Here is a 23,665-nt window from a genome sequence, read left to right as displayed (position 1 = left end):
GATAGAGAAACAGTTCTCTGTGTATCTCTGTGTGTCTTGGTGCATCTCTGTGTCCCAAAAAAATGTCATAAAACCAAATCAGGGTTATTGGGACCGAAGTGTTTGAGCATTACGAGCGGGTCGCAGGTAGAGTGGTTCGTGATGGTTACGCCTTCCAGCGCAGCCTGTTCGCTCACGAAAAATTCGTCGTTGGTCAGTTGGCCGTAGCGGATGAGGGCGGGCGTTTCTACGTTCCAGACCCCCATTTTGCCGTGACCCTGCATCATAATCAGGCCGTAGGCCGCGCTATCTTTAATCGTCACGGTTTGGCCGGGCATCACGGTCAGCTCTTTCGCACTGAAGGCGTCACTTTTATAGCATACCCACACCTCGCGGTAGCCTTCGGCAGCCATCTCCGCTTCATCATGAACCGGGAGCGGAACCATATAGCGATTTGCCATCATATTGGGGTCGGTGTTGAGTTCCCAGTCGATAGCTTCCATAAGCAGGTCGTAGTCGCCGATGCGGTCGGCGGGTGTGCCGTTCCAGAGCAGTTCTTCGGGTACGATGGCCTCGTTCACCAGCGACTGATACATAGCGAAAATATCCGACGCTTTCTGTGGTTCGTAGGTACACAAGCTACCCGGCGCGTGAAGCAGGCCCGGCGGCACGTCCCAGCCCGTACCCGGCTCAAGCCGATAGGCCGACGAGTAATTGGTAATTTTATTGTCGCCCTTCGTAAAGTTCATCAGGCACTCTTTGATCTGCTCTTTCGAGGTGCCTGGTGCGATGCCAATGAACGTGTATGGATAATCGCCCCCGTGGTTGTTCAACTGGGGCGGGAAATAATACGCTTCGGGTTTGCCAAGTTGACCGGTCAGGGCAGCCTGCTCATCATTGTGGTGGAGGTGGTGGGGCAGCGGACCCATGTTGTCGAAAAATTTCGAGTACATAGGCCAGGCCCGGTACTGATTCCAGAGCCGGTCGCCGATGAGTGCGCTTTGTAGTTCGTCAATGGCATCTTTTAGCGTAATCTGCTGTATGCTGCCGCCATCGTCAAAGACAACCATACTCAGCCCTTCGTTTTCGCCGGTAAGTGGACCGTTGCGGGCGGGCGTCGTTGAGGAAAGCCAGCGTTCATCGATGCCGCCCCGCACCCCGCCCAATACGTAATAGTCGTCGGGATGGAGTTTGATACGTCGGCCAGGAACGCAAAACGAGCGGGGCACCCAGGTGGGAGCCAGCCGTAAAATGCCGTTGCCCTGTTCGAGGGCTTTAACGACTACACTATGGGTTGTTGCCTGCATAGATTCTGGGTTTTTACCCCACCCCCGGCCCCTCCCCTCGAAATAAGGGGAGGGGTGCGGAGTGTCAGGGCGACTTTATAAAGTCAGACTATCTGACTATTAAATGGCAAAAATTAAACTCTAACACCTTCTACTTGCCTCCCTCCCCTTGTTTTAGGGGAGGGGCCGGGGGTGGGGTAATCACCGCAATTTCCAATTCATATTCTCTACTCTCGCCCGGTTCAATAAAAATCAGTGTGCCGGTCTGCCGGGCCTGCGCCTGACCAATGGGCGGGTGCGTACCGGGTTCGAGACCCGTCACGTATTCGCCCCGACCCCAGTGCTGCCAGTTGCTGAGCCACGGAAGCTGTTCTTTGCGAAACCGCACCTGAACGGCCAGTTTTAGCCGGTTGTTCACCAACCCGGTCGAACACCAGCCCGTTTCGTCGGCGTTGGGGTCGATAAAGGCGCAGACTTCGCCAGTACCGTTGTGGTCATCGAGCGGAGCGGGGCAGGTCAGGTACTCATTACCCTCGCGAAACCAGGCCAGACTCTGCGGGTCGTTGCGCGGTTGCAGCTTTCCATCGATACGAATGCGCGTACCGGCCTCAACCAGCGGCCAGCCAAAGTTGAGGTGATAAAGCAGCATGTGCGGGGCAGCGGTATTGCCCCGATTCGTAACTGTATCGTGAATACGGATTACCGGCTCACCTAACGTGCTGGCAATGGTCCGTTTTAGCTCCAGATTTGGGCCAAATACCTGCGATTCGCGCATTCGGCCTGTGATACGCATGGTTAGGTCGCCCGTGGCGGGGTCGGGTTGTCTGATGGATTCGATTTCGGCGGGGAGGTTGCTGATACGCCCGTGCAAACCGCGTTCGCCGTACTCGTCCTGATTTGGGCCACCTACGTTCGTAAGGCCACAGGTAGTCATCAGCCCACCCGGAAATGTACGGAGCCAGTCGATTCCTTTGTTTATGCCCGGTTCGGCGGAGGTTAGCCCGCCGTGACTTAGCCACGCCAGACTGTATTCATTCTGGAAAGCGTCCACAATGTCCATTGCCCGGTCCAGCGCGACCTTGTAGCGCAGCCCTGCCCCCGTATTGACCCAGGCGATGCGGGTGCCACGACCGGGGCCATTGTCGAGTACAGACGTTTCGATACCGCCGAGTTGGGCTACGTTGCCAACATAGGGTTGCCACGGTTGACTACTCACAGCGTTTTCAGCATCAGGTTGCGGTACTGCACTTTCATGGGCGGGCCAACGTGAACCTGTACGCCCAGTAAACCTTTCGACTTGCCATTTACGGTATCCCCGTCGATTACCTCACTCATCAGCACGTCGTTAACGTAGTGCTGCATTTTGTTACCCTTCACTACCAGATGAAACGAGTTCCAGTCGTTGGGTTTGACCAACGCTTTCAGCGAATCCGACGTACCGAGCGACCCCGTCACGGTGCGGCCCGTCCAGGCGTTGCGGGTTACGCTGGCCCGAATGGCCTCGGGCGTGGCCGGGCCGTTGTAGGCGTTAATCGTGGCTTTTTCACCCCGGTACGCCAGCGTCGTGCGTTTGCGCTCTTCGTAGTTCTGCCCCGTCCACATCCGGCGTCCGTCGATGTCGGCCTGATAGCCGCGCAGCGCGTAGGGAATGTCGGTGAGCCGGTCGCTGCGGTAGTTGATACCGGAGTTACCGGCTTCGGTGATGAGAAACTCGCCTTTCAGCTCAAAGTCGGCAGGCTCGCCACCTTGCCAGATAATAAACGAATTGTTTTTCAGCGTCTTATCGGGCTTGATTTCGCCGACGAGGTAGCCGTTCTCAACGCGCCAGTACGCCGTGTCGCCTTCCCAGCCTTTCAGGTCTTTCCCGTTGAAAATAGATGTAAAGCCCCTGTTACCGGTCGATTTCTGTGCCATCGTGGGCAAGGCGAGGAGAATGAGGGCGAGGAGGGGCAGGTATAGGATTGATTTTTTGTGCATGTCGTTCAGGATGGTTCCCTCACCCCCGGCCCCTCTCCCTGGGGGAGAGGGGTGCGAGTAGAAGGTAAGCGAGTTTATTTTCTCCCGTCTGGCTACTTCCCTTTCGAGCCTTCTTTATAGATCGGCGCATCGGCTTTGCCTCCCGATTTCAGGTAGGCAACAAGGTTACGAAGTTCACTGCCCGACAGCGGGTTAATCAGCCCCGGCAGCATCAGCGACACGGGCGAATACTTCCGGTTCACGACTGTTGCTTTGGCAATTTTCCGCACATCGTCGGGCACGAACGGGTTCTGCGACACAAGGAAGTTTGTTTTGTCTTCGCCCACCAATCGCCCTACAACCGACTTGCCATTTTTTAGCGTAAATACCGTAGCCGCGTACTGGTCCGATACCACTTTATCGGGGTAAATGATCGATTCCAGAATGTCTTTGTTTGAAAAGCGCGTACCTAATTGCGTCAGGTCGGGGCCAATGTCGCCCCCTTGTCCCTGCATGGCGTGGCACTTGCCGCACAGCATCACCGAATAAATTTGCCGTCCCTGCTCATAATCGAGCGGGTGCATCCCGATGCTGTCCACTGCCGCGAGGGCGTTCTCAAATTTCCAGGGCCGATAGCCTTTGGGTGCCCAGCCACCCTCAACAATGTCGTTGCCCGACGATGATAGCTTAGCAACTCCCGACATCTTGTCGTAGCGTTCCTGCTGATCTTTCGGGACGTTGTCTAAAGCCAATTTGCGGGCTTTGTTGATGAAGCCCACGTAGCTGCGGCCACCCTGATAATCGAACGCTTTATTGAACCACTGGAAATACTCCTCGCGCAGGGCGGGTGTCCAGCCGGTTTTGGCACTGCTCAGCATCGTTGCATAGAACGTTTGCTGGGCAGGCGGGAATTTTTCGAGCATCCGGGCAATGTCCATACCATATTGCGGGTTACGCATAATCAGGTCGTTGGATGCTGTAACCGTCTCACCACCAACGGCTCCCTGCCCACCTTCGTTTTTCAGGGCCATCAGCTTCATGGTCTTTTCTACCGCACCCGGTGCTTCGAGCGATACCAGCAGTTTGCAGTAAAAACGGTTCAAATCGGAGCGGTCCGTCGTTACGGTTTTGGCCGGGTAGAGCGGGTTCAGCAAGGCAATCACCTTCTCGCGGTCGGCACCTTCGGGCAGGCCAAAACGAGTACAAACCAATTCGATGGCCCGTAGCACATTCAGTTGACCTTCTTCGTTCAGGGCAGCAAGCTTCACGCCGGTCAGTGCATTCAGCATCTGGCTTTTCAGTGCTTTGTCGCCGTGGTGAGCCAGCGCAAACATGGCCTGACTGAGCCGCATGGGGTCTTTTTCGGCCAAAGCGCGGGACTGCCATTCGGCTACGGGCTGATGCTCAACGGCAAGGCGGGCAGCGTAACGAACAAAGCGGTCGGGGTGATTCAGGTGCGGCCACGCGGCATTCACGGCAGCGGGATTAGGGCCGGTATGGTATTGTTCCAACTGCGTCCGCAGCTTGTGTTCGGGCGTGACCGTTGCTACTACCGGAGCCGGAGTAGTTGCTTCCGAACCGGTGTAGGTTATCCGGTAAAGGTCTGACTCTAACCGACGCCCGCCCGTCAGGAAGTACATGGCTCCATCGGGGCCAATCAGGCCATCGGTAATGGGCAGGGGTGCGCCCGAAATAAACTCCTCAGCCGTAGCACTGTAGCTTGCGCCTTTGGGTTGCAGGTGCACTGCGTACACAATGCCGAAGCTCCAGTCGAACGCATAAACGCTTTTCTGGTATTTCTGCGGAAACTTCGCCCCCCGGCCCGCAAAAACGCCCGTTGGCGAACCCTGCCCCATGTTCAGCGTAGCGGGCAGGCAATCCATATAAGCCGGTGACCAGTTGGAGGCCGACGTGCGCCAGCCGAACTCGGCCCCGCTCGTGATGTGGCAAATGCGCGTTGGTTTGTACCAGGGCAGGCCAAAATCCCACTCCATGTCGGAGTCGTAGCCAAAGATGTCGCCCGCGTCGTTGAACGCAAAATCGAACGTATTGCGGAAGCCCCCGCCCATAAATTCCCACCGCTGCCCGTCGGGGCTGACTTTGGCGAGCCAGCCGCCGGGAGCCATCCGGTCAACGGCATGGCCGCGTGGGTCTCTGATGGCCGGGAACAGGTTGTCTTCCTGCCAGACATTCGGCAGTCGGTACGCATCGAGTTTGGGAACATCGGTGAAGTTGCCGCACATGACATAAATCGACTGCTTATCGGGGGCCAGCACAATGCTGTGGGGGCCGTGTTCGCCCTCGCCTTTAAGCTGTTTCAGCAGCGTAATCTGGTCGAACTGGTCGTCGCCGTCGGTATCCTGAAGCCGGTATAACCCGCTCGACTTATCGAACTCTTTATTTTCTTTACTGGGCCGGTGGTTCACCATCACATACAGGCTATTGAAGGCATACAGCAGCCCCTGTGCGTAACCCATGCCTACGCGCTTCGTGGTATCGCCGGGGGCGGGTGGCGGGCCAACCATCAGCTTTTCAATCTTCGGAGCTTCGGTAGTGCCAATAGGGGGCATAGTCAGCCGGTACAGAAACCCGTACTGGTCAGAACAGATCATCCGGCCTTTATCGTCGAACGCCATCGACACCCACGACCCCTGCTTATTGTCGGAGGGGCTGTAGAGGTGTTCGGCTTTGAAACCGGGCAACACTTTCACCTTATCGATTTTCGGATTGTCGAGCGGTTGTCGTTCGCGGGCGGCCTGCTGCGTGGTTATCCAGGCCGAGCCAGCCAGCACAAGAGCCGACAACAAAAAGCCAAGCTTTGCTACGTTGGTTTTATAAATCATGGTTTTCAGCGAAAAACGAATTAATTATTCAGCACTCAGACTACCTATAAAGTACATTGATACCCCCGTTTTACCTACCCGTACCCACGGGCTTTAGCCCATGAGTACGGGAGTTAGTCTTAGAAAAATGGCGACAGGTCAGACTCTACCGCTGGCAGCGGGTAGTAGATGTCTAAGTTGGTGAACGCATTGGGCGGTGGCACCGCCCCAGCCGGGAAATAATACGCCTGCGGGTTCGCTTTAACGCGGGCACCATAGGCCGAAATAACCTCGTTTACGCGGCCTGTTCTGACCAGATCGAACCATCGTTTGTTTTCAAAAGCCAGTTCCACGCGCCGTTCCTGATAGATGGCGTTCCGTAGCGCGGCCTGCGTTGAAGCGGTAGCAGGTGCCAGCCCGGCCCGCGTCCGCACCTGATTCAGGTACGTGATGGCCTCACCTAATTTACCCTGCTCCATCTGCGCTTCGGCCAGAAACAGCAGCACCTCCGCATAGCGATATACCGGCCAGTTCTGCCCCGTATTCTGGTGCTGAGCATGGGGCCGGGCATATTTCTTGATATACGGATACGTCTTGTTGTCGCGCAGACTCTGGCTCAGTACTACGCTACCGATAGAAATATCTTTGCGTTTGTCGCCGGGTTCGTAAGCCGCAATGATGTCGGGCGTTGGTATGTTGTTGTTTTCCTGCGACAGCGGCTGCGGATTCGAGGTGCCCGTGATAGGGGCCAGTTCGGCAGCCGTGATGGGAGCTGGCACGAACAGATAAATCTGGTTGCCGTTAAAACCGGCTGGCCCTTCCAGATACTGCACCTCAAACACCGACTCAGCGTTGTTTTTGTTGGCACTCGTAAACGAGAAGGCTTCGTTGTAATCGGGCATGAGCCGGTACGTATCATTGGTAACGACGTCGCGCATCAATGCTTCGGCTTCAGCCCACTTTTTCTGGTGCATATATACATTAGCCAGCAGGGTCTTGGCAGCACCCGACGTAACCCGGCCCGGCTCTTGCTTAGCTTTGTTGGGCAGCAATGGAATGGCCTCCGATACGTCTTTAACAATCAGCGCATACACTTCCTCGACCGTCGCGAGGGGCTTGGCGGCATCGGTGCGGCCCGTTGCGGGTTCGAGGTGAATGGGCACTCTGCCGAAATACCGCACCAGTTCGAAGTATGCAAACGAACGCAGAAACAGAGCCTGCCCCTTCAGATTATTCTTGAGGTCGGCACTGGAAAAGGTAACTTTGTCGATGCGGGACAGAACCTCATTCGTTCGGGCAATAATCTGATAATCAAGCCGAAACTGCTGAAGAACGGGGTTATTCGGCGTTACGCCATTGGATTTCGGCACGGCAAAGTCAGCTATATTTTGCGTGTTTTCGACAGCCCCAAACAACACATTACGGGCATAGTAGGTGTTGTCGGAGTGCATCTCGCCTAAAATCCACGCCCATGAGTTAAAAATAGGCCGAAGCGGTACGTAGGCTCCGTTTACCGCCTGCTGAAAGTCGGCTTCTTTGGTGAAGAACGTGGCCGAACTGAGTGCGGTTTCGGGAGTTACCGTAAGAAAATCTTTCTCGCAACTGGTCAGTGTCAGCGCGAACAGGCAGGTAGTTATATAGTTAAGTTTCATGTGGGTCGGAGTTTAGAAGTTGACGTTTACGCCGAGGGTGTAGGTGCGCGGAACGGGATAGTTTGAGAGATCAACACCGGGGCTGAGGTTGCCACCGTCGCTCCGTCCATCACCCTGCGCGCTGGTTTCGGGGTTGGGACCACCCCAATACTTGGTAAAGACAAACGCCTGCTGGATAGACGCATAGACCCGTGCCGACTTAAAGAATTTCCGAACCGCTTCGAAATTATAACCCAGCGTAATGTTACGGATGGTGAAATAAGACGCATTGGCGACGAAGTGGCTGCTGGGCCAGTCGCGCTCGATGCCGGTAAAGTTCCCTCCGCCATTGGTTACGCCGAACATACCCGCGCCGGGCGTAATGACGCGCCCGTCGGGGCCGACCCGGAAGCGGTCTTTCACGCCCTCAACCATGTTGAACACTCCATCGAGGTTAGCCGTGCTGTAGAGGTGACGTACCCACAACTGATTGCCATGAGAGCCGGAACCGACCACCGAAAAATCCCATTTGCCATATTGCAGACTGTTAGTAATGCCGTAAACGAAGTTCGGAAACGGGTTGCCGATGATAGCCCGGTCGTCGCGGTCTCCCCCGAACGTAACTACACCGTCGCCGTTTACATCACGCAGCTTGATGGTGCCCACCGCCGAGCGACCCGGAATAATGGGCGAGTTGCGAACATCTTCGGCACTCATGTAAAAACCGTCTTTTACCAGCCCGTAAAACTGCCCGAACGGTTGGCCCACCTGCGTGATGTGGAAACTGCCGTAAACCCGGTCGATACCCGGCGCAAGCGCGAGTACGCGGTTACGAAGGAAGGAGAGGTTGGCGTTGGTAGACCATTTCAGCTTGCCGACCGTGTTGCGGCTATTGACCGAGAACTCATGCCCCCAGAACTTTATCTCACCAATGTTGTCGTTGAAGTTCCCAAAACCAGATTCCTGCGGAATCTGCACGGCGAAAAGCAAGTTGGTGGTACGCTTTGAAAAGTAGTCGTAGGTAAACTGAATCCGGTCGTTCAACAGTCCCAGGTCCAGGCCCAGGTCGAACTGGTTGGTGGTTTCCCAGCCGAGGTTTGGGTTAGCCAGCGACGTGACCACCGCGCCAGTCGCAACGTTGTTGCCAAAAACAGCATTGACGGTGTTGTTTACCAGCGCGTACTGCGTGTAATTACCGATGTTGTTGTTGCCGATAATGCCGTAACTGGCCCGCAGTTTGGCAAACGAAACCGTCGAATATCGTTTCATGAAGTTCTCGTCCGACAACACCCAGCCCGCCGAAACCGACGGAAACGTACCCCAGCGGTTATTGGCTCCGAACCGGCTACTGCCATCGGTACGAATAGCCGCCGTAAACAGATACTTGCCTTTGTAGTTGTACGTCAGCCGCGACAGGTACGAAGTGAGTGCCCACTCGTTGACCGTATTGCCGGTGTTGGCCCCAATGGCTATATTAGAACCGATTGGAAGGTTGTTTGCGGCACGGTTGATATTCAGCGCGCCCTGAATGGTTGGCAGCCGGTCGTCAGCATAAGTATCGGCCTGAATATGAGTTATATCCTGCCGGAAGTATTGATTGGTGAAACCAGCCAGCAGTTCAAAATTGTGGTCTTTGATGCTACGATTATACGTGACGAGGTTTTCGTTCAGCCACGACACATCTTCGCGGGCCTGCCGGATTGATACAGCAATGGTCGGAATCGGTACGTTGATAGCACTGGTGGCCGTAGAGGGATTGAAGAAAAAGAACTTTGAGTTCAGATACTCGACGTTCATGGTCGATTTGAGCGTCAGCCCCTTGATGGGTTGATACGTGATATAGGCGTTTGAGAGCAGGTTGGTGTTGCGGGTTTCGTTTACCAGTTCTTCAGCAGCCCGCACCCAGTTCGGATACGCGAAGATGTTGCCCGTACTGCCGGGAAAGGTGTTGAATTTGGTCAGTTCACCGTTGTTGTCGCGGATGGGCATGACCGGCCAGGTGTGCAGCGCATTGAACAGAATGCCCGTACCCCGGTCGCCGTCGGTGCGGGGCGTGTTGTCGAACACATATGACGGAGCTACGTTGAAGCCAATCCCCACTTTATCGGAGATTTTGTAGTTCGAGTTCAGGCGCAGCGAGTACCGTTTGTACTCGTTGTTGAGCACTACACCCTGCTGGTTGAAATAACCCGCCACCACCGACGTGTTCGACCGCTCGCGGTTGGAGTTAATGGTCAGGTTGTAGCTCTGCACGGGGGCCTGACGCAACAGCGCACCGTACCAGTCGTTGTTTTTGTTGGCCCAGTCGGCAGGGTTAGCAAATTCTGGCGGCACCGGGCGGCCCTGATCTTCAAAGAACTCTTTCTTGAACTGAGCAAACTGCTGCGCGTCGAGCATTTTCACGCGTCCCCGCTCCGGCACCTGCTGAATACCGGCAAACGTATTGAAGCTAATGTTGGTCTGGTTGGGTCGGCCCTGACGGGTAGTAATCAGCACTACGCCATTGGCTGCCCGCGAACCATACAACGAGGTTGACGCGGCATCTTTCAGCACCGAAATGTCTTCGATTTCGTCGGGGTTCAACTGGGCAATGTTGCCCGTAATCGGGAATCCGTCGATGACATAAAGCGGATCGCTACCAGCCGATACCGACAGTTGCCCCCGGATTCGGATGTTGATCCCCGCTCCGGGCCTTCCGGTTGTCTGGTTGATTTGAACACCCGCCAGCCGCCCCTGCAATTTCTGGCCGATCTGCGACACGGGCAGGTCTTTAATTTCCTGTGCGCTAATGGTTTGCACCGCGCCGGTCACTTCTTTCTTTAGCTGACTACCATAGCCTACTACCACAATCTCGCTCAGGGTTTGATCGTCGGGGGAGAGTGTTACGTTGATGACCGTTTGGTTGCCTACCCCAATTTCCTGCCTGGCATACCCTACAAAGCTGAATACCAACGTAGCGGCTGTGTTCGGCACAGCAATTCGGAAACTGCCCGTACCATCGGTGGTTGTACCCTGCGTAGTGCCCTTCACCACAACGCTCACGCCGGGCAGGCCATTTCCTTGTTCATCAGCTACTTTACCCGTTACGGTTATCTCGGCAGACGCATTGCCGGTTGGCATAGAGAAGGTTCGTGTCAGTGGCAAAGCCAGCACAGGGCCGTTGGTTCGGGAAGTGTGCGGTGAGGGAGTACCCTCAGTTAGGCTGGGTAAGCAGCCCGCTATTCCCAGCAGGAGCATTAGTTTGGAAAAGTAATTCATCAGTCAGACAGGTTAAAATAAGGTTGAGGAAGCAAACAGTCGCCTGTTTTTCCACTCAAATAAAATCTTCCCTGCCGTGGCAACTTTCCTATACTTACCTATATTTTATAATAATATCGATAAAAATTTATATTTTCTATGTGCGGAAAATCAGAGCGATTTGCGAACAATGAGTCGGAATGCGTTTTCGATGTGTTCGCGGCTGTTAGTCAACACTAATCGTGCAGCGGTTCGGCCCATCTGGGCAAAGTCGGTCGATAACACAGTGATGCCATCGAGCAGAAACTCCTTGAGTGGCGTATCGTTATACGACAGTAGGCCTACTTCCTGCCCCAGATCATACGATGTGTTCTTAATCTTTCGAATCAGCTCTACCAAATCTTCCTCGATCAGATTGATATAAACATTGCCCCGGCAGATAGTTTCGTCGTGAATATTATGGAGGATTTTGGCGGTGAAATCGTACTCGGAGCAAAATTTATAGAAGCCGCTTTGGATGCTTCTGGGGTGATATGAGGAGTGCGGGAACAGCAGATTCAGCGTATGATACTTGCGCAGGATAGGCAACGCTTCGGTTAGTGCCTGATAAATATTCTTCTCGAAATTCTGGAAAGTGGCCCCGTACTGCCCTTGCACGCCCTCTACCAACCGATCAATCAACACTAATTTATGCTTGGGTAGGCCATTTATCAGCTCATATGCTTTCTCGCCCTCTTCGCGAAAGTGCGGCATAATAACATAATGGGTATGATTGTAGGCGTGGTTGATCAGCAACTCACGAAACAGCCGAAAATCGTTGTTATACACAAAGAAGTCGATGCCTGCACCCGCGCCCAGGGTTTCCACGAAAGCGTCGTAAATAATTTTCTTGTACGCACTTAACTTATTGAAAAGCAGAAAAATACGAAGCGTCTTACCTGTTGGCGTATAGCAGATGTAAAACCCTTTGCCTTTTACGCCCTCTACGATCTGATTTTCTTTGAGCATATCGTAGGCGCGCTCAACCGTTCCTTTCGCCACGTCTAATTCTGCACATACTTCGTGGATAGACGGCAGTTTGTCGCCCGGCAGAATATCGGCATTTTCAATGCCAGTTATAACCGAATTATACAGTTGCTGATATTTGGGCGTGTTAGAATAATCGTTGACGCGTAAGTGATAAAGCATAGCCGATCAGTATATCTAATTTCGTTTTTCATTGACCAAAATCAACGTTTGCTTCAAAACAACGAGCAGTTCACGGTAACGGCGGGCACCTTAACAGGCAAGCCTGCTTCTGAAGCCTGTCTGTATGAACTATAAGTTTATCTTTCTTCAATATACTCTGAGAAATTCCAGAAAGTGCAGAGCAGGCTGGTTCGTTGGAAATTGCCGTAGCCATTGACTCAAAGAGGTGAAGGTTATTTCGTGTAAACGCAGTATGTTTATGCGAAAAACTTCTGGCCTTTTTTCGTATGAAAGCACTCCTCCTTGGCGTTGCCATTTCGCTGACAACCAATGGTTTTGCTCAGCAAATCACGAACAATAACACGCTGAACGTACAGATCGACGGCAAGGCGTACACCACGCAGCCGCGCCGGGTTCGTATCGGCACGTTCTGGTGGATTACCGCCAACAGCACCAACCCCGACAAGTCGCTTCGTGTCTGGCTCGGTAGTTACGACGGCACCGACGCGCTTGCCTCAGGTACGTATTTGGTGGTAGATGCCGACAAAGCCTATACCAAAGATAGTCGTAAACGGGCCGAGCAATTGGGTAAATACAAAGGTATAGCGGCCATCAAATACGTTGAAGAAACCCGCTCACCCCGCATGGAGTATAAAGTGGGCAAATCGCAGAATAACGATGAGATTATTGAGGTAAAAGTTAATGCAGACGGTACGCTCGAAGCCACTTTCGGCGGTTCGCTGGCTGGAAGCCTTTGGAAAGAAAAAGCAGCCGCCACGGTATTCGGCGGAATGGGTCGTTTGATCGATAAGGCGCAGGATAAAGCTGTTACCAAAACTACCGGCTACGACTCCGATATTGATCCCGAAGGAAATGGCTACCGCAAAACCAGCTCTACCGACGACATTGTACTGACAAACGGGACGTTTAAACTAAAGCTTAACTAACCCGGCAAGACTGCCACTACAAATACAGCCGCAGGGTGCTTACGGCTGGTTAATCAGACCAAACCGGAACAGCCTTCCGGTTTGGTCTGATCGGTTTTTACAGGGTATAACCGCCGTTGTATTGCCGCCGAACAAACTGGTTGGCGTAGTCGTAGTTGGTAATTTTCATATTCTCGCCATCCCAGAGCAGTTTCTTCCGGCCCGTGAACTTGCCGTCTTCGCGGGCGAGGTACGAGCGCGTTGCCAGATTACCCATCAGCACGGTTTCGGTAAGCGGCCCGCTCTGATCGAACGACGACGACGTGTAGGCACCGTAGCCTTCTTTGCAGGCTTTCACCCACTGCTGCTGGTGCCCGTCCGTTTTGCCTTCTACGAGCGGTTTTTCGGGCGCGGGCAGTTCTTTGCCTTCAAACTTACTGGTGGGCAGCAGCGTCGGATTGTTGCCAAACAGCCCGCCTGTCAGCATGCCTTTTGTGCCGATAAACAGCATACCACCGTTGGTATCGCGAAATACCTGCTCATACTCAACGCCTTCGGGTAATTGGGGCCGGATGCCGCCATCGAACCACGAAAACTTGATTTCTTTGATTTTTCGGCTATCAGACGGAAACGTCAGGTGAACTGCCGATGAAGGCGGGCAAACGTCGTCATAGAAAGCTTCTTTGAAGAAATCGGCATAAACCGATCCCACGCTGCACTCGACCGAGGTAGGATATTTGAGGTTCAACGCCCGAAACGGCACGTCCATAAAATGGCATCCCATATCGCCCAATGCGCCCGTGCCAAAATCCCAGTAACCCCGCCACCGGAATGGCATGTAGGCTTCGTGGTAGTCGCGGTTAGGGGCCGTGCCGAGCCACAGCGGCCAGTTCACTTCAGGCGGAATGGGCTGGCTTTCGCCCTTGTCTTTCGGCGACCGCACTCCCTGCGGCCACGTGGGGCGGTTGGTCCAGCAATACACGGTATGTACGTGGCCGATGATTTTGTTCTGAATCGCCGTTTCTATGACTCGCGTGGCATCGCCCGAACTGCCCTGATTGCCCATCTGCGTTACGCACTTGTATTTGCGGGCGGCTTCGGTCAGCATTCGGGCTTCGTAGATGTCGTGCGTCAGCGGCTTTTCAACGTACACATGCTTGCCGAGTTGCATGGCGGCCATAGCAATGGGCGCGTGCATATGGTCGGGGGTGGTAACAATGACCGCGTCGAACGTTTTGCCCGCTTTATCGAGCATCTCGCGGTAATCCTGAAAATAGGGCGCGTTGGGAAACTGAGCGCGGTATTTTTTGGCCTGCCGGTCATCGACGTCACACAGGGCCGTGATGTTATCGGTGCCGCCGTTATATGCTTGTTTGATGTTGAAATCTGCTTTGCCGCCACAGCCAACAGCCGCAATATTCAACTTATCGGACGGAGCTACGTAGCCTTTGCCCAGCACATGGCGTGGCACAATGTAAAACGCAGCCGCCGTAAGCGCACTGCTTTGAAGAAACTGACGACGAGAAGCCATAGGAGGCAGTTAAAAATGAAAAGTGAAAAGTGCTACACCTACTCAAAGCAGGATAGGCAGCATTTTTCACTTTTAATTCTTCACTTTTCACTTTTTAGCCCATCACCTGACCCATTTTCATGGCTACGCCCATGTCGCCTTTCACTTTAAGTTTGCCACTCATGAAAGCCATCATGGGGTTGAGATCGCCCGTTCCCATTTTCACAAGATCGCTCACGCTGACGTGCAGGTCGCAGTCGGCGGGTTTATCGTCGTTGGAAACTATAGCGGGCGATTGGGTTGCGTCGATGTACACAACCCCCTGATCGGTTACGAGTTTGGCCGTGGCATTAAGGCTGTCGGCGTGGGCTGCTTTGGTCCGAATCTGGTCGGTGAGTTCCTGTAAGGTCATCTTGTCTGGGATTTCGTTGTTTCTTTGTGAAAACTCTGCCGCTAAAATAAGGTTTTCCAACCATGCGCTCCCAATTTCTGACGTTACTCTGCGTACTTACTTTCCTAAGCTGTGCATGGGGCCTGATAGATGCGGTGGTATCGTTCATTCAGACCGATGCCGCAGCCGCTACGCCCCTCATCGAACGAACCTACACGCCCGAAGAAAAAGCCAAACTCCCCAAAGATTATTTTGAAGATCGGGCCGCATCGGGCGACCAGCCCATGCCCGGCGATCCCGAACAGATTCGGTCGTTGTCGGTGGCTCAGTTCGGCTATTCGCTGCTGACGCTCATTGGTGCCGTACTCATGTTTCGGCTGCGTCGGGTAGGCTTTTGGGTGTATTCGCTCGGTATAGTGGTGGGCCTGATCGGGCCGGTGGCTCTGGCCGGTTTTGGTGCCTTCAACACCTCGTTCGGCGTATTTTTCAGCATTATTTTCGCCGGACTCTACTGGTATTGCCTGCCCGAAATGGAGTAATGCAAAATTGATTCATGTTTAGGGTATGGCTGACGCACGTAGAGACGCAACGGGGGCTGGCGCAGGCGCAAAGGGGCTGACGCAGGCGGAGACGCAAAGGGTTGCGTCTCTACGTCGGATGGTCAATTGTAGAGACGCAACCCTTTGCGTCTCCTTCGCGTCAGCCCCCTTGCGTCTCCGCCTGCGTCAGCCCCTTTGCGTCAGCCATACGTCAGTGCAATGTCAAATTGGTATACGTCTATAGATTCTTTTCCAGAACCTTCCTCAACTCTTCGGGTGCATCCGGCAAAGGTGCGTTTCGTCTGCCTACCTTGCCGACACGGTTGATAATCGTGGCCGACACGTCGTCGGTGGGGCGCAGGTAAGCCATCACGTCGCTAATCTGAGCCACATTCAGTAGCAGATGATCGCCCGCGAGGTTATGTTTCGCGCTGAACTCAACCCACGGGCGAGTGTCGGTCGTAATTAGCGTCAAATATACCAGCGCAACGTTGCGCGGGCCGTATTGCTCCCTAATACGCTGGGCATCGAGTGCGGCTTGCCGACCCGCTTCGGTTTCTGCCGAAGTCAGCAGCACGTAAACGACCTTACCCCGGTTAGCATCAACCACGCGGTCGAACAGGGTGCGCCCGTCGGCAACAGGGTTTTGGTTAATAAACACACCGGGGCTGATTTCCAGCGCGTTGGCCGTACCGTTCGCTTTTTGCGTGGTTTGCACTGCCGCCCGGATGCGGGTGCTGTCTTTCACTTCGAGCCGGTACAGTTCATCGAGCGAGAGCGTCAGGGCCGGGTCGGTTAGTTGCCGGCGGGCGTGGTCATAGAGGAGTTGGGCAAAATTGAGCGTCAGACCGGGCAGTGCTGCGGCCAGCCAATAGGCCGCAACATACTCCGCCGACGCGCTGCCAAAACCGCTCCCGGCGCGTTGAATCAGCGACTCGTAGTTTATGATTCGTTGTAACGAGTCGTCGTTGCGCCGAATTATTGTTGTGAAGAAACGCAGGTCGTTGGCAATGGCCGTGTTCTTCTCCTGAAACGTCTCTAACCGGCTTCGTTCATCGGGCGTGAGATTACGGCCATAGCGCAGCAACAGCCCAGACAGGGTACGAACCGATAAATTCGTATTGCCCGACGTTGTGGTAGGCTGCTGTTGCACAACATACTCGGCAAAGCGGTTCATGGCCGATGCGCGGGCGGCTGTCAGCAGGCGGTCGTTGGGGGGGCGGAGCGAATCGTTCAGAACCTTAACGATAGCTTTACTTTCGTAGCTCGCTTTGTCGTACAGAAACGAAGCCGCATTGTAATTCCCTGCCGACATCACCCAGCGCGTAAGCAGCGGAAAGGGTTTCTCCTGCCGCGTAAACAACAGAAACGGAGTTTGGTAAGTCGACGCGGCAACCTTGAATGCGTTCTGATCGTCAAGATTCTGCACCTTTTCCGGGAGTTCCTCTACGTCGGTTTTCTGCGGAGATATAGCCTCGAATGCCTTAAATCGGGCAAACTGCTGATTCACCTGCGCATTGACGCCCCCAAACCGAAACGGCACCGAAGCCGTGAACAGCGAGTCGGCGTTCAGGTCGATGGTCAGTGTACCGGGCGCGGCCAGAAAGGGCGTTGATATGCGCCCGTAGTTGAAATACATTTCCTCCTGTGCGTAGACGAGCGGCATCGTTACCCGAAACGTGCCATCGGCATTGAGTGGAGCCGGACGTATGAACTCACGCCCGGCCTGCAAAATGTTGTTCCGGCTCACCAGCACCGTTGGCGACTCGCGGTAGAGCCGGGCCGACAGGTTCCGAATGCGCCCCGTTACCGTTACCGAGTCGGGTGTTTGGGCAAACAGCGGAACCGAAAGAATGATAAAAAGAAATAGGCAGCGATGCGGCATAGGTCGTCAATGTTGACTGTTCAACATTTTATTCATTTTGTTTTTATGCCATGATACTGCTCCTCTTCCACATAATCGGTGCGGAGCGGGTGCCCAACCCAATCGGTAGGGAGCAATATTCGGCGCAGGTCGGGGTGGTTGGTGAATTGAACGCCTACCAGGTCGAACGCTTCGCGCTCGTGCCAGTCGGCGGTGCGCCAGAGGTGGGCAAGGCTCGGCACAACGGGCGCGTTACGCGGCACCGTTACGCGCAGCATCAGATCGTGTTCGTATGGAATCGAGGTCAGGTTATAGATCATGTCCATCGTATTGGCGTCCGGCTTAGACTCGCCGGGGCCGTTGTCGATGGCCGTTACGCAGGCCAGCAGGTCGAAAAACAGCCGCTCATCGTTGCGTAGAAACGAGCAAAGTTCCACCAGCCGGTCGGCAGGAACGATCAGAAATGGCTGCGGATTAGCTGTGTTGGCAACAAACGTGTCTGCACCGAACTGGCTTTGAATGAGCGTGTTAATCTCAGGAAAGGTCATAGTTGAGTTGGTTATCTGTTAGGCCAGCCAGGCCAGCCACTGCATCCAGTTCTGCACCCAGAACAGGAACTTGGCCGCAAACTTAACCGCCGGTGCCGACGAAGGTTCGAGCGTCAGACTATTGTTGTTCAGGTTCACGTCCATGTAAATTTTCTGTTTCGGATCGACCGTGGCCCAGACTACGTTGCTTTTCTCATTGAGCGTGAAGGTTCGCTGCCGGGCTTTGCCGTCCCAGAACAACAATAGCTCGCGCCCGTCCTCGAAATGCACCCGCACGTCTACCGGCATCTGCCCATCAAAATTACGCAACACCGTGATGAGTTGTTGTTGGCGACCATTTCGCTTCCGGTTTCTGAGCGATTGTAGCTGGTAATCAATCACTTTTTCGCCGTACAACACCTGCTCGAAAAACCAGTTCATATCGAAGCCATATCGTTGCCCGAGTCGCTTCGGTACAATCTCATTTACGATGTCGATAAAATTCTGTGCATTAGGGTGTTTGAACTGCCAACGCCGAAAATACGTCTGCATGATTTCGTCCATCACAGGTCGGCCCACCAGCCCGTCGAGGGTGCGGAGCCACGTTGCCGTTTTCATATACGTTAACACACCATACTGACCGTCGGGCAGTTGCCATGTATTGCCGAACGATGAGCCGATAGCCGGATTTTCCTGATGCACGTAACTGTCGCGGGCGGTTTCAGTGTCGCCGATTCGGAAGCCAAACAGGTCTATCTGCGACGTGCGCAGGCCGTAGGTAGCGTCCATAATCCGGCCTTCGTAGTATTGATTAAACCCTTCATCGAGCCAGGCTTCTTCAAATTCATTACTCGCCAGCAACTGCATAAAATACTGATGCCCAAACTCATGCACCGTTACGGCTTCGGGGGCGCGAACGTTTTCGGGCAGGAATGAAACGGTTCCTGCCGTGATGAACGTGGGATATTCCATGCCCGCCGAGCCGTTGCCATGAAACGGGGGATCAACAACGGTCAGATTCGGAAATGGGTAGCGACCGAGGTGTTTATCGAAATAGGCCAGTGCTGCTTTGGCCGCATCCATGTGCCGGTCGGCCTGATGTGCATGTTCAGGCTGCATGAGCAACCGAATGGCAACCGAGCCTGCGGAAGGTCGTTTCCAGAAGCCATCTACGACCAGAAAATGCGGAGAAGCCGTCCAGGCAAAATCAACTACGTCTTCGGCATGCCAGCGGCTGATGCGTGTATTTTTCGGGCCTGTTTTTTCGCTGACTTTCAGACCTGTAGCACCAATAACGTATTCGTTCGGCGTGGTGATGTTCACGTCATAAACGCCGTAGTCAGCGTAGAATTCCGAGTGGGCGTGAAACTGATGGCAATTCCATTGACCCGTCTTTGCATAACGTGTTCCGGCGGGTTCGTACACCCCGATTTTCGGAAACCACTGACCCACCAAGAAATAATCGCGGCTGAAACCGGTGCGGGCAAAAATCGCAGGCAGTTTAGACCGGAACGCTATATCGAGTACAATGGTCTCGCCCGGCCCAACGGGTTTGCTCAGCGGCACCCGAATCACTGTGCGGTCGTCGCGGTTGTTATCGTCGGGTTGAATAAACTCGTAAGCCAACGCTTCGGATGCCCGCCCCGGTTGACCGCGAACCTTCATCGACGTAATATCGATAGAGCCATACGGGTTTTCTTTAGCATTTCGATCAATCTCATTGCCCCGCAACTGCCCGCCCGACTCGCGCATAAATGTCGATTTTTCGTCACGGAAAGCGTTGAGATACAGATGAAACCGCAATTCCCGAATCACATCGTTCGAGGGATTACGCCACGTCAGCGTTTCGCGGCCTGTCAGCTTTTTAGTAGCCGGGTCGAGCGACACGTCGATCTGATAATTTGCCAAACGCGGACTAAGTGGCTGCGCGAAAATGGGCTTTGGCGATTGCGCGTAGCTGGCGAATACTGAACAGCAAAGCAGTATAGAAGCAACTAATTGATTCATAACCATCTAATAGTCAACACAGTACCAATGTCCAGTATGGTTTCAGTCAATGCCCGCCACCGCTTACGGTTGCCACCACGTTTGTGCCGACAAATCGGCTGAAGACGGTAATCAGAACGAGCAACAGGCCAATCGGAACGAGCGAGAAATAGAAAGCGGTCTGGCCGCCGTAGGTTTCAAACACATAGCCGGTAATGATAGACCCCGTGGTGCCGCCGAGGGCCGAAAAAATCACGATCAGTCCTGCCATTGGCCCGTGCTGATGCAGCGGCAAACTGCTCAGAATGGCCGAGTTGATGGCTGGGTAAATAGGTGCAATAAACAGCCCGATCATTGGAAACACGAACGCAGCCAGCGGAGCGTCGCCCCAGCCCGTTACAGCCTGCCCACCAACGCCCGCAGCCAACGGCAGAGCCAGCAGCACTAATCCGCCCGAGATGACCAGACAAGTCATCAACAGCCAGTACCACGACACCCGACGCAGCAGCAGCCCGGCCAGAAACCGCCCCAGTGCCGTACTGGCCGCCAGAATGCTTGCCATCTGAATGCTGAGCGAGGTAGGAAGGTTCAGAATTTTGCTGTTAAAGGTTGGCAACCAGCTCATAATACCCTGTTCCATCAGCACATACACAAAAGCCGTCAGCACAAATACCAGCACCGTTGGCAGCAGCACCAGCCGGAGCATATCGCCCAAATCATCGACAAAACCCGTAGAAGCTTCGCGCTTCACCTTCGACTCGTCGATGGGCGTTGTCAGCAGCAGCAGAAAGGCCAGCCCTGCAATGGCGGCCAGTACATAGTAAACCGTTAGCCAGGCTGTTGATTGCGGATTGGCGTCATCTACAAACGCGCTGAACAGAAAATAACCCGACAAAACGCCAATCATGAAAAACGATTCGAGGAAGTTCATAAAACTGGCATGCTCGTTCCGGTCGTTGGTAATCAGGCCGATGGTGGCGAAAATCGAGACTTTTATCAGCGCGAAACCGGCTCCGGTAGCGGCAAACAGCAGTTTGGTAGTCCAGAAAGCAGGCACCTGTGGCATCAGCAGGCAGGCCAGCATCACGAGGGCGAGAGCCGCAAGCATAGCCCGTTTGTAGCCGATGCGCGTGATGTATGACGCCACTAAAAACGATACGACCGCAATGGTCAGGTCTTTGAACGCTTCGAGCACGCTGGCACTCGATTCGGCCACGCCGTAGTTGTTTTGTACCTGCAAAATCACCGTTCCAACGCTGTTGAGCAGAATGGCGAATACGAAGTAATTCAGGAGAAGAGATAGTTTAACGCGAATCATATAGTGGGGTTGGGGCACAGAGATGCACAAAGAAGCACAGAGATACGCAGAGGACAAAATCGCATAATCTCTCCGTGTATCTTTGTGCTTCTTTGTGCATCTCTGTGTCCCAAAAAATGACTCCTACTCCCGACATTCTTTTCGGCGAACTTTTCCGCGACGTGCAGTTAGGCCGCGTCTTCCCGGATTCCAAAACCTTTGTCGATTGCATACCTAAAGCAGCCCCCGAAACGATTCTGGCGGAGTATCTGACCGAAAAACAACAGCCGGGATTTGACCTGAGCGCGTTTGTACGAACGCATTTCGAGCTGCCGGGCCAGGTAGCTTCAGATTACGTGAGCGATACGACACTTTCGACCGCCGAACATATCGACCGCCTGTGGGACCGGCTCACGCGCCCCGCCGACGTGCCCGTACCGGGCGACTCGCGGGTGCCGCTGCCGCATCCGTATGTGGTGCCGGGTGGGCGGTTCCGCGAAATCTTTTATTGGGACAGCTACTTCACCATGCTGGGGCTGAAAGAAGCCGGGCGAACCGACCAGATCTGGCAAATGCTCCAAAATTTTTATCACCTGGCTAATTCGCTCGGCTTCATTCCGAACGGCAACCGAACGTATTTCCTGAGCCGGTCGCAGCCGCCCTTTTATGCGCTTATGGTCAACCTCTTAGCTGAGGCTACGTCGGAGCCAATCATCAAGTTCGAGCATGTCAGTGCGCTTCAGCAGGAATATAAATTCTGGATGGCAGGGGCCGATCAGGTAGATGAGCATACGCCCGCGTACCGGCGCGTGGTAGCTGTGGGCGAAAACATCATTTTAAATCGTTATTGGGACGATACGCCCACCCCCCGGCCCGAAGCGTATCGGCAGGAGATTGAACTGACATTCGAAGCCGAAGCACTGGGCGTTGCGCCCGAAATTCTATATACGCACATTCGGGCGGCCTGCGAATCGGGCTGGGATTTTAGTAGCCGGTGGTTTGCCGACCCGCACAAGCTGGCAACCATCCACACCGCCGACATCGTGCCGATTGACTTGAACTGTCTGCTGTTTTCGCTCGAAACAACAATTTCCGATGCCTGGGGCCAGGTTGGTCATGCCGATGTTGGGCAACCGCATCAGGAAGCAGCAACACTGCGCCGAACACATATTCAGAATACCTTCTGGAATGATGAAACCGGCTTTTTCCACGACTACGATTTCGTGAAAAAGCAACAAACCCCGGCTCTGACACTCGCGGGTGTGTTTCCGCTGTTTTTCAACCTTGCCACGCCCGAACAGGCCGCCCGCGTACACGACCGGCTCAAAACGGATTTCCTACAGCCGGGCGGCTGGGTAACAACGCTCGTCAACTCTGGCCAACAGTGGGACTGGCCCAACGGCTGGGCACCCCTGCAATGGATTGTGTACGAAGGGTTAATGAACTACGGCTTTACCGAAACCGCCCACGAAGGCCGCGACCGCTGGCTGGCCCTGAACGACAAGGTTTTCAAAGCCACGGGCAAGATGATGGAAAAATACAACGTGGTCGATGCCGCGCTCACCACGGGCGGGGGCGAATACCCAAACCAGGACGGCTTCGGCTGGACAAACGGGGTGTACCTGGCGTTGAATGATAGAATGGTTGAATGATTGAATGCTCCTGCTACTCCATTCAACCATTCTATCATTCAACCATTCAACAAAACATGGCACTGTATTTGTTAGCAACTGTGTATAACAGGTACGTTAGCCATGAAGAAGCTCATTTTAACCGTGTTGGCCGCCGGTATGACGACCGTTTCGTTTAGTCAGAAAGCGTTTATTTTATCGCGTCAGACCAAGAGAGGCTTCCTGGCTGCATCGGTGGGGGGGAGTGTACCCGTGGGTCGATTCAGCAGCATGTCGGCGGCTGATGAGCAGGCGGGTATGGCCCAGCATGGCCTGTCGCTGAATGCGTCGGCAGGCTACAAACTGATTGGCTCCATCGGTCTTATGGTTCGGGGCGAACAACACCGTAATGGCCTGAGTACAAACGCTATTCTGGGCGACATTGTGCGTAATGATGCCGATGTTTGGGTGGCACAGACTGGTAAATATACCATCACGAGCGTTATGGCCGGGCCGTATATAGCTGTGCCGATGGGCCTGTTTTCGGTCGATGCGCGGTTGCTTGCGGGCCGGGCGCAGGCCATTCTGCCCGCTACTGCGCAAAGTGGCAATTTCGGCAACCTGAGCATGGGCGTTGAAACAACCGGCGGAACAAGTATGGCTACATCGTGGGGGGGTGGCCTAACGCTTCGCTATCGGGCGGGCCGCAGTATTGCCTTTCACGTCAACGCCGATTACACCCACGCCCAATTTGAGTTCACGAACCTTACTACTAAAGTCTGGGACGGTAACGGGCGGGTTCAAACCAACATAGTCAATGCAACCCGGCCTGTGGGCTTAGTGAGCGTGTCGGGTGGTTTATCGTTGTTGTTTGGCAATCAGCACCGTCCGTTCTAAGAACCGTTCGGGCGGTTTC

General features: G+C 54.2%; 17 protein-coding genes. 4 read left to right on the top strand and 13 right to left on the bottom strand.

Features of this window, described 5'->3' with window-relative positions:
• Window positions 1-65: 65 nt before the first annotated feature.
• The 7 genes from AWR27_RS23470 to AWR27_RS23440 all read right to left on the bottom strand — a co-directional run bounded on the left by AWR27_RS23470 (window position 66) and on the right by AWR27_RS23440 (window position 12,099).
• Window positions 66-1,286 (bottom strand): class I mannose-6-phosphate isomerase, encoded by a 1,221-nt coding sequence (locus AWR27_RS23470; RefSeq protein WP_077133433.1) that lies wholly within the window; start codon window positions 1,284-1,286, stop codon window positions 66-68.
• 130 nt (window positions 1,287-1,416) lie between these two features.
• On the bottom strand, window positions 1,417-2,481 hold the full coding sequence (locus AWR27_RS23465) for an aldose 1-epimerase family protein (protein ID WP_077133432.1): 1,065 nt from the start codon (window positions 2,479-2,481) through the stop codon (window positions 1,417-1,419).
• A complete protein-coding gene (locus AWR27_RS23460; protein WP_077133431.1) occupies window positions 2,478-3,242 on the bottom strand; it encodes a 3-keto-disaccharide hydrolase in 765 nt (254 codons plus the stop codon). The genes AWR27_RS23465 and AWR27_RS23460 overlap by 4 nt, the downstream gene beginning before the upstream one ends.
• Before the next feature lie 92 nt (window positions 3,243-3,334).
• Window positions 3,335-6,064, bottom strand: a complete 2,730-nt coding sequence (locus AWR27_RS23455; RefSeq protein ID WP_077133430.1) for a c-type cytochrome — start codon at window positions 6,062-6,064, stop codon at window positions 3,335-3,337.
• A 119-nt stretch (window positions 6,065-6,183) separates the two neighbouring features.
• A complete protein-coding gene (locus tag AWR27_RS23450; RefSeq protein WP_077133429.1) occupies window positions 6,184-7,695 on the bottom strand; it encodes a RagB/SusD family nutrient uptake outer membrane protein in 1,512 nt (503 codons plus the stop codon).
• Between the two features lie 12 nt (window positions 7,696-7,707).
• Complete coding sequence (locus AWR27_RS23445; protein ID WP_077133428.1) at window positions 7,708-10,932, bottom strand: SusC/RagA family TonB-linked outer membrane protein; 3,225 nt, start codon at window positions 10,930-10,932, stop codon at window positions 7,708-7,710.
• Between the two features lie 150 nt (window positions 10,933-11,082).
• Window positions 11,083-12,099, bottom strand: a complete 1,017-nt coding sequence (locus AWR27_RS23440; RefSeq protein ID WP_077133427.1) for a GntR family transcriptional regulator — start codon at window positions 12,097-12,099, stop codon at window positions 11,083-11,085.
• Window positions 12,100-12,386: 287 nt separating this feature from the next.
• Between AWR27_RS23440 and AWR27_RS23435 the strand changes: the two genes are divergently transcribed.
• On the top strand, window positions 12,387-13,046 hold the full coding sequence (locus AWR27_RS23435; RefSeq protein ID WP_077133426.1) for a hypothetical protein: 660 nt from the start codon (window positions 12,387-12,389) through the stop codon (window positions 13,044-13,046).
• A gap of 97 nt (window positions 13,047-13,143) precedes the next feature.
• Here the strand turns inward: AWR27_RS23435 and AWR27_RS23430 are convergent, their stop codons facing one another.
• A complete protein-coding gene (locus tag AWR27_RS23430; RefSeq protein ID WP_077133425.1) occupies window positions 13,144-14,556 on the bottom strand; it encodes a Gfo/Idh/MocA family protein in 1,413 nt (470 codons plus the stop codon).
• Window positions 14,557-14,650: 94 nt separating this feature from the next.
• The gene (locus AWR27_RS23425; protein ID WP_077133424.1) at window positions 14,651-14,947 is read right to left on the bottom strand and encodes an SCP2 sterol-binding domain-containing protein; all 297 of its coding nucleotides are present in this window, start codon (window positions 14,945-14,947) and stop codon (window positions 14,651-14,653) included.
• 62 nt (window positions 14,948-15,009) lie between these two features.
• Here AWR27_RS23425 and AWR27_RS23420 point away from each other — a divergent pair, with 62 nt between their 5' ends.
• Window positions 15,010-15,465 (top strand): hypothetical protein, encoded by a 456-nt coding sequence (locus AWR27_RS23420; RefSeq protein WP_077133423.1) that lies wholly within the window; start codon window positions 15,010-15,012, stop codon window positions 15,463-15,465.
• Between the two features lie 238 nt (window positions 15,466-15,703).
• Here AWR27_RS23420 and AWR27_RS23415 read toward each other — a convergent pair whose 3' ends face one another.
• From AWR27_RS23415 to AWR27_RS23400, 4 genes are read right to left on the bottom strand one after another with little or no spacing between them, the layout of a single operon-like run.
• Window positions 15,704-17,350 carry a hypothetical protein gene (locus tag AWR27_RS23415; RefSeq protein ID WP_077133422.1) on the bottom strand — a complete coding sequence of 549 codons (1,647 nt, stop codon included), beginning with the start codon at window positions 17,348-17,350 and terminating at the stop codon, window positions 15,704-15,706.
• Between the two features lie 32 nt (window positions 17,351-17,382).
• Window positions 17,383-17,877, bottom strand: coding sequence for an NADH-quinone oxidoreductase subunit C (locus tag AWR27_RS23410; RefSeq protein WP_077133421.1), 495 nt, complete (start codon window positions 17,875-17,877; stop codon window positions 17,383-17,385).
• An 18-nt stretch (window positions 17,878-17,895) separates the two neighbouring features.
• Entirely contained in the window at window positions 17,896-19,863 is a 1,968-nt protein-coding gene (locus AWR27_RS23405; RefSeq protein ID WP_077134171.1) for a M1 family metallopeptidase, read from the bottom strand.
• Between the two features lie 46 nt (window positions 19,864-19,909).
• Window positions 19,910-21,160, bottom strand: a complete 1,251-nt coding sequence (locus AWR27_RS23400; RefSeq protein WP_077133420.1) for an MFS transporter — start codon at window positions 21,158-21,160, stop codon at window positions 19,910-19,912.
• Between the two features lie 116 nt (window positions 21,161-21,276).
• Here AWR27_RS23400 and treF point away from each other — a divergent pair, with 116 nt between their 5' ends.
• Window positions 21,277-22,791: an alpha,alpha-trehalase TreF gene (gene treF, locus AWR27_RS23395; protein WP_077133419.1), complete on the top strand. Its 1,515-nt coding sequence runs from the start codon at window positions 21,277-21,279 to the stop codon at window positions 22,789-22,791.
• 102 nt (window positions 22,792-22,893) lie between these two features.
• On the top strand, window positions 22,894-23,646 hold the full coding sequence (locus AWR27_RS23390) for a hypothetical protein (RefSeq protein WP_077133418.1): 753 nt from the start codon (window positions 22,894-22,896) through the stop codon (window positions 23,644-23,646).
• Window positions 23,647-23,665 lie beyond the last annotated feature (19 nt).

The sequence above is a fragment of the Spirosoma montaniterrae genome (assembly GCF_001988955.1).
Classification (GTDB): Bacteria; Bacteroidota; Bacteroidia; order Cytophagales; family Spirosomataceae; genus Spirosoma; species Spirosoma montaniterrae.
This window is presented reverse-complemented; position numbering and strand designations above follow the sequence as displayed.